The sequence below is a fragment of the Mucilaginibacter pedocola genome, assembly GCF_002013915.1.
Taxonomy (GTDB): Bacteria; Bacteroidota; Bacteroidia; order Sphingobacteriales; family Sphingobacteriaceae; genus Mucilaginibacter; species Mucilaginibacter pedocola.
The window spans coordinates 1-16,368 of record NZ_MBTF01000002.1; the positions used below are offsets into that span (position 1 = coordinate 1).

17 protein-coding genes and 1 pseudogene are annotated in these 16,368 nt (G+C 45.4%); 2 read left to right on the plus strand and 16 right to left on the minus strand.

Annotated elements, in window-relative coordinates:
- Positions 1-114: 114 nt before the first annotated feature.
- From BC343_RS04285 to BC343_RS04305, 5 genes and pseudogenes are all read right to left on the minus strand, one after another.
- The gene (locus BC343_RS04285) at positions 115-1,149 is read right to left on the minus strand and encodes an IS110 family RNA-guided transposase (RefSeq protein WP_078346504.1); all 1,035 of its coding nucleotides are present in this window, start codon (positions 1,147-1,149) and stop codon (positions 115-117) included.
- A gap of 603 nt (positions 1,150-1,752) precedes the next feature.
- Positions 1,753-2,406: pseudogene (locus BC343_RS04290) on the minus strand (phosphatidylserine decarboxylase family protein); the annotation flags it as partial.
- 36 nt (positions 2,407-2,442) lie between these two features.
- Positions 2,443-3,300 carry a phosphatidate cytidylyltransferase gene (locus tag BC343_RS04295; RefSeq protein ID WP_078346505.1) on the minus strand — a complete coding sequence of 286 codons (858 nt, stop codon included), beginning with the start codon at positions 3,298-3,300 and terminating at the stop codon, positions 2,443-2,445.
- A complete protein-coding gene (locus tag BC343_RS04300) occupies positions 3,297-3,509 on the minus strand; it encodes a putative signal transducing protein (RefSeq protein ID WP_078346506.1) in 213 nt (70 codons plus the stop codon). Before BC343_RS04300 ends, BC343_RS04295 begins: the two co-directional genes overlap by 4 nt.
- Positions 3,490-4,434 (minus strand): CPBP family intramembrane glutamic endopeptidase, encoded by a 945-nt coding sequence (locus BC343_RS04305; protein ID WP_078346507.1) that lies wholly within the window; start codon positions 4,432-4,434, stop codon positions 3,490-3,492. The genes BC343_RS04300 and BC343_RS04305 overlap by 20 nt, the downstream gene beginning before the upstream one ends.
- Before the next feature lie 38 nt (positions 4,435-4,472).
- Here BC343_RS04305 and dusB point away from each other — a divergent pair, with 38 nt between their 5' ends.
- Complete coding sequence (dusB, locus tag BC343_RS04310; RefSeq protein ID WP_078346508.1) at positions 4,473-5,465, plus strand: tRNA dihydrouridine synthase DusB; 993 nt, start codon at positions 4,473-4,475, stop codon at positions 5,463-5,465.
- A 46-nt stretch (positions 5,466-5,511) separates the two neighbouring features.
- Complete coding sequence (apaG, locus tag BC343_RS04315; protein ID WP_078346509.1) at positions 5,512-5,898, plus strand: Co2+/Mg2+ efflux protein ApaG; 387 nt, start codon at positions 5,512-5,514, stop codon at positions 5,896-5,898.
- A gap of 236 nt (positions 5,899-6,134) precedes the next feature.
- On the opposite strand, the gene BC343_RS04320 is transcribed toward apaG, so the two are convergent.
- The 11 genes from BC343_RS04320 to BC343_RS04370 all read right to left on the minus strand — a co-directional run bounded on the left by BC343_RS04320 (position 6,135) and on the right by BC343_RS04370 (position 16,339).
- Entirely contained in the window at positions 6,135-6,725 is a 591-nt protein-coding gene (locus tag BC343_RS04320) for a hypothetical protein (protein ID WP_078346510.1), read from the minus strand.
- 169 nt (positions 6,726-6,894) lie between these two features.
- On the minus strand, positions 6,895-8,466 hold the full coding sequence (locus tag BC343_RS04325) for a M28 family peptidase (RefSeq protein ID WP_078346511.1): 1,572 nt from the start codon (positions 8,464-8,466) through the stop codon (positions 6,895-6,897).
- Positions 8,467-8,497: 31 nt separating this feature from the next.
- Positions 8,498-8,932 carry an RpiB/LacA/LacB family sugar-phosphate isomerase gene (locus BC343_RS04330; protein WP_078346512.1) on the minus strand — a complete coding sequence of 145 codons (435 nt, stop codon included), beginning with the start codon at positions 8,930-8,932 and terminating at the stop codon, positions 8,498-8,500.
- A 256-nt stretch (positions 8,933-9,188) separates the two neighbouring features.
- On the minus strand, positions 9,189-10,046 hold the full coding sequence (tatC, locus tag BC343_RS04335; RefSeq protein ID WP_078346513.1) for a twin-arginine translocase subunit TatC: 858 nt from the start codon (positions 10,044-10,046) through the stop codon (positions 9,189-9,191).
- A gap of 77 nt (positions 10,047-10,123) precedes the next feature.
- Positions 10,124-11,458: an acetyl-CoA carboxylase biotin carboxylase subunit gene (gene accC / locus BC343_RS04340; RefSeq protein WP_078346514.1), complete on the minus strand. Its 1,335-nt coding sequence runs from the start codon at positions 11,456-11,458 to the stop codon at positions 10,124-10,126.
- 91 nt (positions 11,459-11,549) lie between these two features.
- Positions 11,550-12,029: an acetyl-CoA carboxylase biotin carboxyl carrier protein gene (gene accB, locus BC343_RS04345; protein ID WP_078346515.1), complete on the minus strand. Its 480-nt coding sequence runs from the start codon at positions 12,027-12,029 to the stop codon at positions 11,550-11,552.
- A gap of 194 nt (positions 12,030-12,223) precedes the next feature.
- Positions 12,224-13,219: a beta-ketoacyl-ACP synthase III gene (locus BC343_RS04350; protein WP_078346516.1), complete on the minus strand. Its 996-nt coding sequence runs from the start codon at positions 13,217-13,219 to the stop codon at positions 12,224-12,226.
- A gap of 6 nt (positions 13,220-13,225) precedes the next feature.
- A complete protein-coding gene (gene plsX, locus BC343_RS04355; protein WP_078346517.1) occupies positions 13,226-14,164 on the minus strand; it encodes a phosphate acyltransferase PlsX in 939 nt (312 codons plus the stop codon).
- 14 nt (positions 14,165-14,178) lie between these two features.
- On the minus strand, positions 14,179-14,370 hold the full coding sequence (rpmF, locus tag BC343_RS04360) for a 50S ribosomal protein L32 (protein WP_078346518.1): 192 nt from the start codon (positions 14,368-14,370) through the stop codon (positions 14,179-14,181).
- A 16-nt stretch (positions 14,371-14,386) separates the two neighbouring features.
- The gene (locus BC343_RS04365) at positions 14,387-14,911 is read right to left on the minus strand and encodes a YceD family protein (protein WP_078346519.1); all 525 of its coding nucleotides are present in this window, start codon (positions 14,909-14,911) and stop codon (positions 14,387-14,389) included.
- A 243-nt stretch (positions 14,912-15,154) separates the two neighbouring features.
- On the minus strand, positions 15,155-16,339 hold the full coding sequence (locus BC343_RS04370) for a DUF5009 domain-containing protein (RefSeq protein ID WP_078346520.1): 1,185 nt from the start codon (positions 16,337-16,339) through the stop codon (positions 15,155-15,157).
- Positions 16,340-16,368: the final 29 nt, after the last annotated feature.

A 16,368-nucleotide genomic window follows, 5' to 3' on the forward strand; every position in this document is an offset into this window, starting at 1 on the left:
AACCGCAAAGATTCTGTGTTGATTACCAAATGATTTTTTACTTTTGTTGTCTAAGGCGGCTTTATGCCAGCCTGTTTAGGGTGGTTGGCTTTAGCTTTAACCACCCTAACTATTTTATGAGGTTGCTTCCTCGCTTTGTACTTGCAGGTAGCGGCTGTCGTACCTCTCGCCTGTTTTCCAAAGGGTGTAAACCAGTTCTAATAACTTCCTCTGCACCGCTACCGCCGCTTTCATTTTAATTCCATGTTTAGATACTAACCTCACAAACACTGCTTTGAAATGCTTGTCGCTACGTATAGCGGCTAATGCAGGCATATACATTGCCTTCCGTAAATAACGGTTCCCTCGTTTGGATATACGAGGCTTACTTTTTACCGAAGTGCCCGAGTCTTTAACTTTTACATCCAACCCGCTATACCCTACCAGTTGCCTTTTATTGCGGATCAGGTTGAAGCCATTCGTTTCTGCAAGGATGGTAACTGCCGTAAGCCACCCTACGCCGGGGATAGATGTAATAGTACGTACTCTTTTAGTCAATTCGGCATCTTGCTTTATCAGGGCATCGATCTCTTCTTTAACTTCTTTTTCCTGGCTGTTGAACAGCCCGATACGATCTTTGAGCCTGGCTACGCTCCTTTCGTTAGGGTATGCTTCTGCCTGCTCGGCGTGCAGCTGGTTCTTAGCCACCGTACGTTCTGCTATCAATTGCCCCCTTTCCCGGGTTAACTGCCTTAATGTTTTGAACCCCTTCTCCGGTTGCTGCCAGTCCTCCAGTTTTGTACCAAGCCCGAAATCGCAAATGCCTCTTGAAGCAGTTTTATCAGTAATGGTTTTGATATCCAGCGACCTTATATGGTTGCTGATCTTATTGGGTAGTACTATGCTAACCTCGTAACCGTTGTCGGACAGGTAGTACGCCAGCTTCTCATGGTAAACGCCGGTGGCTTCCATCACATACCTTACGCTGGTAGTGTTTACGCTATGCTTGCTTACCCAAACCAGCATAGCCTTAAAGCCCGATTCTTTATTGGCGAACGATTTACAAGCGTAAATATCCTTCTCAAGGGAGCTGCCTATCCTGCCTAACGATACTACTAATTCCTTTTGTGCCACATCAATGCCGGCAACTTGCTTTAAAACACTTGTCATCACCTGTTAATATCTATTTTAATAAGTGAATAACCCATCTTCGTTTTGTCTCCTGGTTGGATATCCAAGCTATACCGCTATGCAGTATGCCTTACATTCTGTTCAAACTCCAATGGGCAAAAGAGCATGAGGCCGTATCTTTGCGAGAACATACTTCATGAGTTGTTTGAGCACAAATCGGCTCTCATACTCCTTCACTCAATACAAAATTATTAGCTATATTAATTGGTAACAAACATAGGAGAGCGCAAAGTTTTCGCAAAGAGCACAAAGGCTTAGCGTACTGTACCCATAAAAACGCAGAGGGCGCAAAATAAAAACTTTGCGCCCTCTGCGTTCTTTCTCTGTGTCATTTGCGGTTAAATAGCAACCTCGCTATGCAAACTGCAAACTGAATAACTAAGCTTTAGGCTTCCCAAATTTCTCTTTAGGGGCTGTTTTAGCCTGGCGGTTGGCGCGACGTTTTGGTTTCTCTTCATGTTCTACCACCATAGTTGGCTCGCCATGCTCGTCAGATAGTTTTGCTTCAGATGGTTTGGTAAAATCGGGGATCTCCATTTCATCCGGCACTTCGTCAATATCAACAAAGGTACCTACGCTTGGCAGTTCGGCCAATACAGTGCGCCCGCCTTTTACCACTTCGCCTATCTCCACATTTATTTTGGTGTTCAACGGCAAAAATATATCCACCCTCGAGCCAAACTTAATAAAGCCGAACTGATGGCCTTGCAATACCTGGTCGCCCTCTTTAACGTACCATACTATACGGCGGGCCAATGCACCGGCTATCTGGCGGAACAATATGGCAACGCCTTCGCTGTTCTCGGTAACTACGGTGGTACGCTCGTTCTCGGTGGATGATTTCGGGTGCCATGCCACCAAATATTTGCCCGGGTGGTATTTAAAATACTTCACTATACCGCTAATAGGGTTACGGTTAATGTGTACGTTAATGGGCGACATAAACACCGATAACTGGATGCGTTTGTCTTTAAAAAACTCGGTTTCTACGGTTTCTTCAATTACCACAACTTTACCATCTGCAGGGCAAAGCACCTGGGTTTCTTCGGCATTAAGGGTTAGAACCGGGCTGCGGAAGAATTGCAGGATAATGAAAAACAGCAATGCCGACAGGATGTATACTATCCATTTCAGCGTGTTTGCCTCGGGCATGTAAAATTGTATCAGCGCGTTCACTACAAATATGAACAGGATGCACAAGGCAATAGAGGTATATCCTTCTTTATGGATAGTCATATATATTATATATTGGTTAACAAACTCATTACAAAATTAAACATTTGCCACAAAGTAAAGGTAAGTATACACTAAAGGTGCGGCAACTAAAAAACCATCGAACCTATCAAGCAAGCCACCATGTCCGGGCAATATGCCGCCCGAATCTTTAATATTGATGCTTCGCTTGAACATCGATTCTACCAGATCGCCCAGGGTGCCAAAGCAACCGATGATAATGGCTATAGATACCCATTGGTTCCAGGGAAGTTCGGTAAAGTAAAGGCTGATGATAAAGCCAACCAATGCGGCTATTAAAACACCGCCAATGAAGCCTTCCCAAGTTTTCTTTGGCGAATGGCGTTCGAATAGCTTTGTACGGCCCAAAAAGCGACCTACCAGGTAAGCACCGGTATCGTTACTCCACAGCATCAGCAAAAAGCCAAGCGGAATGTGCAGGTTATGCCCCGTCTCAGCATTTGCAGGCAGCACATAAGCCAAAGCCACAAAAAAGCTAAAAGGTATACACACCATCACTACACCTAAAATAGTGTAAGCGATATTGGTAAACGGTTCCGATTCTATCTTAAAAAGTTCCTGTATTAAAATGGCGCTTGCCGATACCGGCAACAAGAACAACAGGCGATGGCCCCAAACCGAGGCTTGTTCCGCAGCAGGTGTAGCCGACATGCTTGCATAGTTAATAAGTGCAAAACCCGTAAAAGCCAATGCTGCGGTAATAAAACCGGCAGCACGGTTTGGTTTTATACCACTTTTAATGTTCAGCCCGTAAAACTCGTGCAGGCAAAGTAAGCATAGCAGCAGGTAAAAAGCCCCGAAAACGTAGTCGCCCGCATTAACCGAGCCCAGCATTACGATGATAAAAAAGAAGCCTGTTATGGCGCGTGTTTTCATGTGTTCAATTGGTTCAATATCATAATTTCGAGCGCGGTGCTGAAGTCCTCCTGGTGGATGTAAACCTCTATATCGCCAAAATCGTGATGGGATGATGCCTGCTTATTCAGCAAAACGGCGTCGATATGATGCCCGGTAAGCATTTGCTTAACAATTTCTGATCGGTAAAAATTGGTTGAAGTATAAATTTTAACCCAGTTCTTCTCCATTAATGTTTGCCGCCTGCTTTTTGCCCGAAGCAATGTTTTTATAAACTAACAGCAAAATTATAATAATTATCGTGCTAAATACATAGCCGCCGGCAGTAAAAGTGTGGCTATCGTCGGGGTTTATCTTAATTTTCTTCTGCTGAAACAAATATGTTACCAAAACAGCGGTACCGTTGTTCAAAAAATGCCCCCATATTGCCGGCCATATGCTGCCGCTCCAAGCTGCAAAATAGCCAAACAAAGCGCCCAGCAGTAGCCTTGGCAAAAAGCCGTAAAACTCCATATGGAAAGCACTGAACAGGGCTGCAGTTATCCACACCGCGGCATGTGTGTTTTTGGTAAGCTTTTGCATAATGGTTTGCAATACGCCGCGGAACATCAGTTCCTCTACAATTGCGGTAAGCAGGCCCACCAGGAACAGGTTTTTCAACATATCCCAAACGGTATCCATTTTCAGTATAGCTTTGGTTATCAGTTGGGCTTGCTCCTCGCTACGTTTCATCCAGTTTTCCAAACCGCTAAGCCAATGGGGCAATACCATCTTTTGGTTGATATTGGCCAGTAACTCTATCAACGCTGTGGACGACATCATTATAAAAAAAGCAATTACCAGCAACAACGGGTTAAAACGAAACGTTGGTTTTAAGTACTCGGCCGGTTGTTTTAGTATAAAACGTGCATATATAAAAGGGGCAAGAAATATAGGGAGTGTTGTGCTAATAAGCTGCAGCGTATACAAGGCCTGCGGCATTTGCGGGTTGGAGAGATCCATTCGCGAGAGCTGCTCCACAAAGCCAAGCCCGTAAACCGCAATGCAAACGCCGAGCCCGATAAGGTTGAACAGGACGATAATACCTACCGAGAGGATGCTAAAAATGAAAAATTGATACCCCGGTGACGGCTGATTTACAGGCTGTTTTACCATGTAGCTTAATTTTTGTAAATTTGCAACTAATATAAACTATGGCGGTACAAATAGGAAATATAGATCTGGGAGAGTTCCCGCTTTTGCTGGCACCAATGGAAGACGTGAGCGATCCGCCTTTCCGTTATGTGTGTAAGCAAAACGGCGCGGACATGATGTATACGGAGTTTATTTCTTCGGAGGGATTGATACGCGATGCGGCCAAAAGCATCCAGAAGCTGGATATCTTTGAATACGAGCGCCCCATAGGTATACAAATATTCGGTAGCGATATTGAACATATGCGTGAAGCTACCGAGATAGCCACCAAAGCAGGCCCCGACCTGATGGATATTAACTACGGCTGCCCCGTAAAACAGGTGGCATGCCGCGGTGCAGGTGCGAGTTTGCTGCAGGATATAGACAAAATGGTAGCCATGACCAAAGCCGTTGTGGAAGCCACGCATTTGCCCGTTACCGTAAAAACCCGCCTCGGCTGGGACGATAATACCAAAAACGTTTACGAAGTGGCCGAGCGACTGCAGGATGTGGGTATCAAAGCCCTCACCATACACGGCCGTACCCGCTCACAAATGTACAAAGGCGTTGCCGATTGGACGCTGATACACCAGATAAAGAAGAACCCACGCATCCAGATACCCATCTTTGGTAACGGAGATATCGATTCGCCGGAGAAAGCTGCCGAATGGCGCTTACAATACGAGGTGGATGGAATGATGATAGGCCGCGCTGCTATTGGTTACCCCTGGATATTCCGCGAGATAAAACACTACTTTGCCACCGGCGAGCATTTGGAGAAACCAACCATAGCCGAACGTATTGATGTTTGCAAAACCCACCTGCAAAAAAGTATGGAATGGAAAGGCACACGCACCGGTATTTTTGAGATGCGCCGCCACTACAGCAACTACTTTAAAGGCGTGCCCGATTTTAAAGAGTTCAGGATGAAACTTGTTACGGCAGCTACCGTAGAAGAGATCATGGATATTTTGGAGCAGGTTGACAAAAAATATGCCCTTGAGATGGCGTAATATTTGTTGCTAAGCCATATATTTGAAATAAGGAGATTTACTGATCATGGCTACTACTATAACAGAAGGCGTAAAAGTTTCGGTTGAAACGTTTTACCAGCCCGAGTATTCGAACCCGGCGAACGACCATTTTATGTTTGCTTACCGCGTTGTTATAGAGAATTTGGGCAATTACGCCGTGCGTTTGCTTAGCCGCCACTGGTACATCTTCGATAGCAATGGTGCCAAGCGCGAAGTTGAAGGCGAAGGCGTAGTAGGCCAGCAACCCGTAATAGAACCCGGAAACTCTCACGAATACATATCAGGCTGCAACCTAAAAACCGATATGGGTAGCATGAAAGGCGAATACCAAATGGAACGCCTGGCAGATAATTCCCTGTTTAACGTACAGATTCCTGAATTTTACTTAGTTGCTCCGTATAGGTATAATTAATACTATTTCTTTTACGGCTTTGCAGATCCGCCTATCGCTCGTCTAAGTTTTCTCCTCACGCCCCACACGTGCAAGCCCTCTGTTCGTCGAAATGACATATTTTTTTGTCATATCGAGGAAAGCGAAGCGAGGAGATATCTTGTTAAGTTAGTATTGCCGCTTTGTATCGCTTCGAAGATTTCTCCTCACGCCTTTCACTAACCCGCCCGTTGTTTGTTCGAAATGACATGGACGCATTACATCTGCCCCGCAGCAGCGCCGCCTCTCGCAAAACTCACGCTCACGTTAGCCGTTTTTCCTTTTACAGCTTTCACCCTGCCCATTCTTCTTTCGCCATCGAAAGTGTCGTAATAGGCTATGTTGATGCTGCCGATAGATTTTAGCTTGCCTCGCAACTCATCCCTGTCGAACACATCATAGTATTTAAGCGCTATGCCGCCTACCGATTTAAGCTTACCACGCAGTTCATCTCTATCGAAAATATCATAGTAGGTGAATGTAATATCGCCTATAGATTTTACTTTGCCGCGCAGCTCGTCGCGGTCAAAAACATCGTAATATTTAACCGGGATGCCATTGATGGATTTTATTTTCCCCTGCAGCTCATCCCTGTCAAACCGGCCGTAATACTCATAGTCTGGGCCATTATAATCATCGGGAAGGATATTGCCCCGACGGTCGAGGAATACCAGTTCATCATTTATAGTAACAGCATCAACAGTAGCAGAGCGTTCGCCAATGCGGAGGCTCACATTAAAATCCTGCGCGCAGCAGGTAAAGGATAGTGAAAAAAATAAAGCCGCAAGTAGTATTTGTTTGATTTTCATGTGTAAAGCAGGGTTGATGTTAAAACAGCCCGCGCACTATTTTGCCGGGTTATTGGTATGACGCGAAAACAGGGCAAAAGGTTAAACCGGGATCAATAATATTTCACACAGTAGTAAAACAAAAAAGCGCCCTTTTGAGGCGCTTTCTGTAATATGTTCATTAAAACCCTTAGCGAGTACCGCCTGCTGGTTTTTTATCTACCACAGGGCGGGCATCGCGGTTAGCCAACTCCCAGCCGGTGTAGAATGCTAATTGCGCGCGTTTAGCCAACAGCGGGAAGTTTATTTTGCTTACCTCATCACCCGGTTGGTGGTAATCGGCGTGTACACCGTTGAAGTAGAAAATAATTGGCACGTTGTAACGGGCAAAGTTGTAATGGTCGCTACGGTAGTAGAAACGGTTAGGGTCGTTAGGATCATCGTATTTGTAATCCAATTTCATTTTGGTGTAGGTCTCGTTAGCAGCCTCGCCAATTTTGTGCAAATCGGTGCTTAGCATGTTCGAACCTATCGAATACACATAGTTAGCTGAATCTGGTTTGCCAATGTATTCTTCCCCAACGCGGCCAATCATATCAATGTTCAAATCGGCAATAGTATTAGCCAACGGGAACACCGGATGATCGGTATAGTACTCAGAACCCAATAAGCCTTTTTCTTCGCCTACGTTACCTAAGAATAGCACACTACGGCGCGGGCCTTTACCGTCTTTTTTGGCTTTAGCAAATGCTTGTGCAATTTCCAATATACCTGTAGTACCGCTGCCATCGTCATCGGCACCGTTGTTTACTTTATCAGTTGCGCCGGGGCGGGTATTTAAACCAATATGATCGTAGTGTGCCGAAAATACCAGCACTTCGTCTTTCAGCTTAGGGTCTGAACCGGGCATAAAGCCTAAAACATCAACCGCTTTAACATCGGTAGAAGTAGTAGCATAAGCTACCGACATATCTGCCTTTATAGTTTGTGTTTGTTTAGCAGTAGCGGCAGCAGTTTTAAGTTGCTCGTAAGTTTTACCTGTCGATTTTACAATGGCTTCAGCAACGGCAGTAGATACGTTAAATACCGGTGCAGCGGCGTTAGCATCAGCAGCTTTTTTTATTGCCAAAGCGCCACCGCTTGGGTTTCTGCCACCAAAGCGTTTTAGCAAAGTACCTATTTCGCCGTTAGCGCCCAATATAACAGCCGGGTTTTGCGCACGGATAGCGCTCAAAATTGCCTGGCGTGCAGAGGTTGCGCGGTAGCTGGTGTTTGTTTTTTGGCCTTCAACCGGTTTATCTTCGTTTATCAGCAATACTATTTTACCGCTCAGGTCGGTGCCTGCAATTTCGTCTGCTGTACCGTAGCCTACAAATACCACATCAGCATTGTTCAGGGTTTTATCTGCAAAGGTACCGCGTACAAAAAAGTCGGTCCAGTCGGCAAATGCCTGCCCGCCTACCGAAAATTTGCTGATGGTAAGCTTGGTTTCTGCCAATGGCACATCTAAAAAGTACGAGCCGTTTACCGGGGCTTGCAAGCCTAATTTTTTAAAATGGTCGGCTATGTAATTGGCGGCTTTTTCGGCACCTGGTTTACCGGTTTCGCGGCCTTCAAACTCGTCTGATGCTATAATGCTCAAGTGCTTTTTGGCATCTTCGGCGGTAATTAACTTACCGTACTTTAGTGCAGTGGCGTTTTGCTGTGCGCAAGCGGTTGCGCTTATGGCCAGTGCAGCTACCATGATGGATACTTTTTTCATCTATTCTCTTTTTCGTTGGTTGGTTTATATATCAGCAGCTTATTTTGCCTACGCGCCTGGCGTGGCGGCCGCCTTCAAATTCTTCGGTTAAAAAGCGCACTATAATAGCCTTTGCATCTTCAATACTTACATGACGGGCGGGTATGCACAATACGTTTGCATCGTTATGTGTACGTGCAGGTATAGCAACCTCTTCCTTCCAGCAAAGCGCTGCGCGGATGCCCTGGTGCTTATTGGCCGTCATGGCTACACCGTTTGCGCTGCCGCAAAGCAAAATACCGAAGTCAACCTTGCCGGCTTCAACATCAGATGCTACGGCGTGGGCAAAATCGGGGTAGTCGGCAGATTCGGGCGAATCGGTACCATGGTCGGTAAAAGTAATATCATCAAACATGCCTAAAATGGCTTGTTTATACTCGTAGCCGGCATGGTCGGCACCTATGGCTATTTTAAGGCCTACTTTCATTGTTCAAATTTAAATGTTTTATAAATGGGGTAACGTAAATTTTTTGATAGAGAGTATTGGGTTTGTGGCTATTTAACCGCAGAGGACGCAGAGGTAACGCGGAGGTTCACAGAGCATTGCATGCTTGCTAATGAGTTTTTAGAAATATCCATTTAATCAGATTTGCAGAAACCTATTAAAAGAGGCTACACAGAAATTCTCTGCGAACCTCTGTGTAAAACTCCGTGCTCTCTGTGGTTAATCGACACTAAAAACTCTATAAAGCCGCTTCCCTCGCTAATTTGCGCCTTTCTACTACGCCGGCCACTACTATACCTACTTCGTAAAGTACAAATAGCGGGATGCTCACAATAGTCATGGTCATCATATCGGGTGTTGGAGTAATTACTGCCGATATAATTAATATCACAATAACCGCATAGCGCCTGCCCGAACGCATAAACTTAGGTGTAAGTATACCCAGGCTTGATAGTATGTAAACCAAGATAGGAAGTTCGAACACGATACCGGTAGCCAGGGTTAAGGTGGCTACGGATGATAAATAAGAATCGATATCGAACAGGTTTTGTATCTGGTTACTTACCGTAAAGCCCGACAAGAAATTGATAGATTCGGGAGTAATTACATAGTACCCGAACATAATGCCGAGGATGAACAGGAAAGTTGCATAAAACACAAAACCTGTTGCAGCTTTGCGCTCGTTATCGTGCAGCGCGGGTTTAACGAACAACCATATCTCGTACAATAAGTAAGGAAAACCAAGCATCACCCCAATTAGCAAACAAGAATTTATTTGCAGGGTAAATTGCCCGGCCATTTCGGTATTGATCAGATTGATGTTGATCTTGGTGATGCAAAAACCATCAGAGTGAAGCAGGTCGCCCAGCTTGCACAGCATGCGGTAAGTCCAAAAATCGGGCTTGCTGGGCCCCATTATAATGGTGTTGAATATAAAATCGTAAAAATAAAAAGCGCCTATCGTGAAAATAACAATTGCTATAGCCGCCCTGATAAGGTGCCAGCGCAGAGCTTCCAAATGGTCGAAGAACGACATCTCGGCTTCCATGGTCTGGCCTTTTTCTTTAATGGCCTTTATCAGTTTATTATCGCTCATTATCTTTAATTAAAATAGCATTCCTTTAACGGGGAATGCTATTTACGTTATATCTTATACTGAAAGTTTTTTGTCAATTAATATTCGAAGGTTTCCATAAACTTCGTGGTGAAGTTACCCGCTCTAAAGTTAGGGTCTTTCAGCAATTTCAGGTGGAAAGGTATGGTAGTTTTTATACCTTCTATCACAAACTCGCTCAGGGCGCGCTCCATGGTGGCTAACGCTTCTTCACGGGTTTGAGCCATGCAAATTACCTTGGCTATCATCGAGTCGTAATTTGGCGGGATGCTGTAGCCGCTGTAAACATGCGTATCAACCCTTACCCCATGGCCACCCGGCGAGTGGAAGTTGGTAATTTTACCCGGCGAAGGGCGGAAGTTGTTAGCAGGGTCTTCGGCGTTTATGCGGCACTCAATGGCGCACATAGTTGGCTCGTAGTTTTTACCCGAAATAGGTATACCCGCAGCAACTTTTATCTGCTCTTTTATCAGGTCGAAGTTAATTACCTCTTCGGTAACCGGGTGCTCTACCTGTATACGGGTATTCATCTCCATAAAGTAGAAGTTGCGGTCTTTATCAACCAAAAACTCTACCGTACCGGCACCTTCGTATTTAACAGCTTTGGCGCCTTTAATAGCGGCCTCGCCCATTTTTTTACGCAGTTTCTCGGTCATGAAAGGCGATGGTGCCTCTTCAACCAGTTTTTGGTGACGGCGTTGGATAGAGCAATCGCGTTCAGATAAATGGCAAACTTTACCGTATTGGTCGCCTACCACCTGTATCTCAATGTGGCGTGGGTCCTGTACATATTTTTCCATATACAAACCATCGTTACCGAAGGCCGCACCAGATTCAGCTTTAGCCGAATCCCAGGCGTGTTCAAAATCTTCGTCTTTCCAAACGATGCGCATACCGCGGCCACCACCACCGGCCGTAGCTTTAAGTATAACAGGGTAGCCAATTTTGTTGGCAATGGTAATACCTTGTTTTACATCGGTAAGCAAACCTTCCGAACCGGGAACGATTGGTACGCCGGCTTTCTTCATGGTATCTTTAGCCGAAGCTTTATCGCCCATGGAGTTGATTTGCTCGGCAGTAGCGCCGATGAATTTGATACCGTATTCGGCGCAAATGGCCGAGAATTTTGCATTCTCCGAAAGGAAACCGTAGCCTGGGTGTATAGCGTCGGCATTGGTTAACTCGGCTGCAGAAATTATATTGGGGATATTTAAGTACGAATCGCGGCTGGCAGGGGGGCCAATACATACGGCCTCGTCGGCAAAGCGTACGTGCAGGCTGTCCCTATCGGCGGTAGAGTATACCGCTACGGTTTTAATGCCCATTTCCTTACAGGTGCGTATTACACGCAAGGCAATTTCGCCACGGTTGGCTATCAGGATCTTTTTAAACATGACAGTGTTGGTTAGTAGTTGATTGAGTTAAGTGGTTGATTGAGTTAAAAAACCACTCACCAATAACCATTCAACTTAATCAACTAAACAATTATTTAGGTTCAACCAAAAACAGTGGCTGGTCGTATTCTACCGGCGATGCGTTATCAACCAATATTTTTACGATACGGCCTGATACTTCCGATTCTATCTCGTTGAACAGCTTCATAGCCTCGATGATGCAAAGCACCGAACCGCTGTTTATCTCGTCGCCAACGTTCACGAACATTGGTTTCTCCGGAGATGCCGAACGGTAGAAAGTACCGATCATTGGCGATTTTATGGTTATGTAGTTGCTGGTATCGGCAATTGGCGCTGCTGCCTCAGCGGCTGGTGCAGCTGCAACAGGGGCTGCTGCGGGTAAAGCTGCAGGTGCTACAGGCGCAGGTGCCGGTATAGTAGCATGATAAACCGCGGGGGCAGCTTCGTTGGTCTTAATGGTGATCTTGAAATTTTCTTGTTCGATAGAAACTTCGTTTACACCCGATTTGGAAACAAAGCGTATAAGATCCTGAATTTGTTTAATATCCATGTTGGAGCTAATTGGTTTCGGATAAAAGTATGCGTTAATGTGCAGAAGTGCAAATATGCAGATGTACACATTAACGCGGTTAATTTTTTAACAATATTTTTAAAACAATGTTCGAATATGCTTAAAAATCTACAGTTGACGGGTGCAGCACTTTTTCATCTGCACAACCGCACATCTGCATACGTGTGCATCTATTACGAGTTATAGGCCCATTTAAGGTAAATAGAACCCCAGGTAAACCCGCCGCCGAAGGCAGCTAAAATCAGGTTATCGCCTTTTTTAAATTTGCTTTCCCACTCCCACAGGCACAATGGTATAGTGCCATTGGTAGTGTTGCCGTAGCGTTGAATATTCACAATTACCTTATCGGCACTTACACCCGTACGGTTAGCAGTAGCATCAATAATACGCTTGTTTGCCTGGTGTGGTACCAGCCATGCAATATCATCAGCAGTAAGGCTGTTGCGTTCCATTACTTCGGCAGCAACATCGGCCATATTGGTAACGGCAAATTTAAATACCGCCTGGCCCTCCTGGTAAGCGTAGTGCTCTTTATTGGCAACGGTTTCGTGCGATGCAGGGCGAACCGAACCACCGGCTTTTTGGTATAAGAGCTGTGCGCCCGAGCCATCGCTCTTCAGCACCGAATCCATAATACCGTAGCCATCTTCGTTTGGTTCGAGCAGGGCGCAGCCGCAGCCATCGCCAAAAATAATGCAGGTAGCGCGGTCTTCGTAGTTGATGATTGACGACATTTTATCGCCACCAACTACCAATACTTTTTTATGCTTACCGCTCTCTATGAACTGCGCGCCGGTAGCTAAACCGAATACAAAGCCCGAGCAAGCGGCCTGCAGATCGTACCCCCAGGCATTTTTGGCACCAATTTTATGAGCAAGGATGTTAGCAGTAGCGGGGAAAGTTAAGTCGGGCGTAACGGTGCAAAAAATAATCAGGTCGATCTCTTCTGCACTGATGCCTCTTTTTTTCAGCAAGCCCTCTACGGCCGGTACGGCCATATCAGAGGTGCCCAAGCCTTCGCCTTTTAACAACCGGCGTTCTTTGATACCGGTGCGGGTGGTTATCCACTCGTCGTTGGTTTCCACCATTGTTTCCAGTTCCTGGTTGGTGAGGATATAATCGGGCACGTAACCATTTACAGCGGTAATAGCCGCATGGATCTTACTCATATATTATTACTGAAAAGCCTTTTTAATTTTATCGATGAGGTTGGTCTCGATCATGTTCTTTGATAAAAGCACCATGTTTTTTATCGCTTCGGGGCTGGATATACCGTGGCCTACCACAACAGGCGCATTTACGCCCAAAACCGGGCTGCCACCATATTGCTCGTAATTAAAGCGGTCGAAAAACTCGTCTTTCAATCTTTTTTTCAGGGTAATTACATAAAACGATTCGGCAAGCTTCAGTATTACGTTACCCGTAAAACCGTCGCATACTATCACATCGTTATTGTCCTCAAACAGGTCGCGCCCCTCTACGTTGCCCACAAAGTTAAACAACTTGGTGTCGCGCATTAAAGGGTAGGTGGCCTGGCTGAGTAAATTACCTTTTTCTTCCTCCTCCCCAATGTTCATCAGAGCGATGCGGGGGTTAGGGATACCATAAACCGATTCGGCAAGCAGGCTGCCCAATACGCCAAACTGCAAAAGCACGTCGGGCTTGCAATCGGCATTGGCACCTACATCCAAAATAATACCCAAACCGCCTTTCAGTTTGGGTACAATGGTTGTCATGGCCGGGCGTATAACACCCGGTATGGTTTTAACACTAAACATTGAACCTACCAGCATAGCGCCTGTATTGCCTGCCGACGAAAAAGCTTGTATGCTATTTTCTTTCAGCATTTTAAAGCCCACAGCAATGCTGGAGTCGGGCTTTTGCATAATGGCCTTGGTAGGGTGTTCGCCCATAGTAATAACCTCGGTAGTGTGAACAAACTCGAAGTTATCCGGGCTAAAATTATTTTCCTGAAGAATACTAACAGCGGCGTCTTTATCGCCTATCAGCACCAGTTTTTGGCCTTCGGAGAGTGTTTTACACGCTTCTATGGCTCCCAAAACAGCTGCCTTGGGGGCGTAATCGCCACCCATTATATCTAAGCCAATCTTCATTTCAGAAAATTAACTTAAACTGCTACTGCTTTCTCGATAAGGATCTTTCCGTTGAAGTATACGTTACCATCAACAGTGTAAGCACGGTGAGGCAAGTGTACTGCGCCGGTAGTTGGGCAAGTAGTTAAGGTTGGAGCAGTAGCTTTATCGTGCGTACGACGTTTATCTCTTCTCGATTTTGAAATTTTTCTTTTTGGATGTGGCATGATCCTGTTATTTAATTTACTTTAATTTTTTCAGAGCCTCCCAACGCGGGTCGGTTTTCTCTGTTTCTTCGTCATCATTTACCGATAACTTATTTAAGTTATCAAGCATTTCTTCGTCGCATTGTTTACCGCCTTCCTGGTTATCGCAATAAGCAACAAAGGGCAGGGCAACATTCACGTATTCGTATATCAACCCGGTAATATTGATCTCGTGATCGTTTTTACCGAGGGTTATTATTTCATCATCCTCGCCCATATCCTCTTCGGTAAAGCGATAGATCTGCTGCTCTTTTACATCAACCGGCTGCTGGTACTCTGCCAGGCAGGTATCGCAAGTAGCGGTAACAGCACCTGTAATATCAAAGTTCAGGATAAGCATTGTTTCTTGTTTATCCAGTTCAACCTTGCATTGCAGGCTTGCTTTTTTAACCAGCGAATACTCAAATTCGCTGAAGAACTCGTCACCTATTTCGTATTCAAACAGGTGTTTACCCAGTTTTAAGCCGGTAAATGGTATTGAATATGTTTTTAACGATTTCAATGAGCAACAATTAGCCCGCAAATGTAGGTAAAATTCTGAAAACAGGAAACTGTTTTTTTTAATTAGAAACGAGGTTGTTAACAACGGCACATTATACTGCCATTTACAGCAATAATGGCGCCGCGGGATTTAAGTTTAATGGTGAGTAGAGCATGGTGAATAGTTAAAAAGCAGATAGTATAGCGCGTGTGTGTGTGTTCCCGAAAAACACAACTACTCACCAATAAACTATTTACCACTCACCTATATCTTCAGCTTAATATTTATCGTTTTTAACAATCCCGCCAGCCAAACTATCACCAACGCGAACAACAACGAGCGTATCAGCCCGCCCGTACCCTGGTCGAAGTATTCGGGGTAGTTAAAATCGCTCATTTGGTATAGCGGGTAAAACAAAAATGGCAGCAAATAACAGGTAAAGGTGTTGGTGCCCGCGGGTTCTACTATCTTAAACCAATGGTATTTTTGCCACCTATCAACCACCAAAACAAACACCGAATACACAATCAGGCTTATCCCGGTGCATATTAACACCCACGAGGGGGTATCACGCGCTTTTGATATACCGCCGCTAAAGTAGCGCACGATGAAGCCCAGGTTAAACAATATCACCGCGATAAGGAACATGGCCACCCATAGCATTTTCAGTTCGCCGTTCTGAACAAGGCGCATGTAAAGTACCGACACAAATATACCTGCCATGGTAAAAGCCTGCATAGCCCCATTGCCCGATAGCCAAACGTAGCGCTGCACCGGTGCCAAAAAGTTGAGCAGCCCGAAGTGGTAATCGATATTGAAGAACATGAAGAATAGCCATGCCGCGGCCTGCACCCACAACACTCCGTTGGAATAGTGGTATATCAGAGCGCAGATAAGGTACGACCAGCCGATGAGCCCCAATATGCCCCACCACGTGAGGTGCAGCCATGGGTGCGCAGGGTCGGTACTTTTGTACACGGCGCATACGGCAACCAGCAGCGCCACGCCAAAGCCCTGGCACAGGTAGCGTTTGTAGGGCGCTGCGTTTTTACTATAATCGAGAAATATAAAAAAGAAGCTGAAGGTTGATAGGCTATCCCAAACGGGGCGGGGCAATATGGCGTTCACCTCGTCGTAGGTTTCCATATTGGCGTGGAAAAAACCCATAAATATCAGCGCGAACGAACGCGTAATAATGCGCATGGGTATGCGGGCATCCTCGCGTTTCGAGCGGTGCGCAAAAGCGTAGGGGATGGCCAGCCCAACAATAAATAAAAATGCGGGAAAAATTGTATCGGCAAGCCCTAATCCGTCGTCCATTACGGCCGTGTGTTTGAGCCATTCGGGTGTGTTGGGTACACCATCCAGGTCGTTCACAAAGATCATCAGGAACATAGTAACCGCACGAAACGCATCGATAGACCGAATGCGGTTAATTAAATTACTCATTAAACACCCAAATGAAATTTAGAGATAAA

Bases quoted from the DNA above. Each gene is read 5' to 3' on its own strand.
- BC343_RS04285 (WP_078346504.1), bottom strand. From the start codon at position 1,149: ATGACAAGTGTTTTAAAGCAAGTTGCCGGCATTGATGTGGCACAAAAG.
- BC343_RS04295 (WP_078346505.1), bottom strand. From the start codon at position 3,300: ATGAAAACACGCGCCATAACAGGCTTCTTTTTTATCATCGTAATGCTG.
- BC343_RS04300 (WP_078346506.1), bottom strand. From the start codon at position 3,509: ATGGAGAAGAACTGGGTTAAAATTTATACTTCAACCAATTTTTACCGA.
- BC343_RS04305 (WP_078346507.1), bottom strand. From the start codon at position 4,434: ATGGTAAAACAGCCTGTAAATCAGCCGTCACCGGGGTATCAATTTTTC.
- dusB (WP_078346508.1), top strand. From the start codon at position 4,473: ATGGCGGTACAAATAGGAAATATAGATCTGGGAGAGTTCCCGCTTTTG.
- apaG (WP_078346509.1), top strand. From the start codon at position 5,512: ATGGCTACTACTATAACAGAAGGCGTAAAAGTTTCGGTTGAAACGTTT.
- BC343_RS04320 (WP_078346510.1), bottom strand. From the start codon at position 6,725: ATGAAAATCAAACAAATACTACTTGCGGCTTTATTTTTTTCACTATCC.
- BC343_RS04325 (WP_078346511.1), bottom strand. From the start codon at position 8,466: ATGAAAAAAGTATCCATCATGGTAGCTGCACTGGCCATAAGCGCAACC.
- BC343_RS04330 (WP_078346512.1), bottom strand. From the start codon at position 8,932: ATGAAAGTAGGCCTTAAAATAGCCATAGGTGCCGACCATGCCGGCTAC.
- tatC (WP_078346513.1), bottom strand. From the start codon at position 10,046: ATGAGCGATAATAAACTGATAAAGGCCATTAAAGAAAAAGGCCAGACC.
- accC (WP_078346514.1), bottom strand. From the start codon at position 11,458: ATGTTTAAAAAGATCCTGATAGCCAACCGTGGCGAAATTGCCTTGCGT.
- accB (WP_078346515.1), bottom strand. From the start codon at position 12,029: ATGGATATTAAACAAATTCAGGATCTTATACGCTTTGTTTCCAAATCG.
- BC343_RS04350 (WP_078346516.1), bottom strand. From the start codon at position 13,219: ATGAGTAAGATCCATGCGGCTATTACCGCTGTAAATGGTTACGTGCCC.
- plsX (WP_078346517.1), bottom strand. From the start codon at position 14,164: ATGAAGATTGGCTTAGATATAATGGGTGGCGATTACGCCCCCAAGGCA.
- rpmF (WP_078346518.1), bottom strand. From the start codon at position 14,370: ATGCCACATCCAAAAAGAAAAATTTCAAAATCGAGAAGAGATAAACGT.
- BC343_RS04370 (WP_078346520.1), bottom strand. From the start codon at position 16,339: ATGAGTAATTTAATTAACCGCATTCGGTCTATCGATGCGTTTCGTGCG.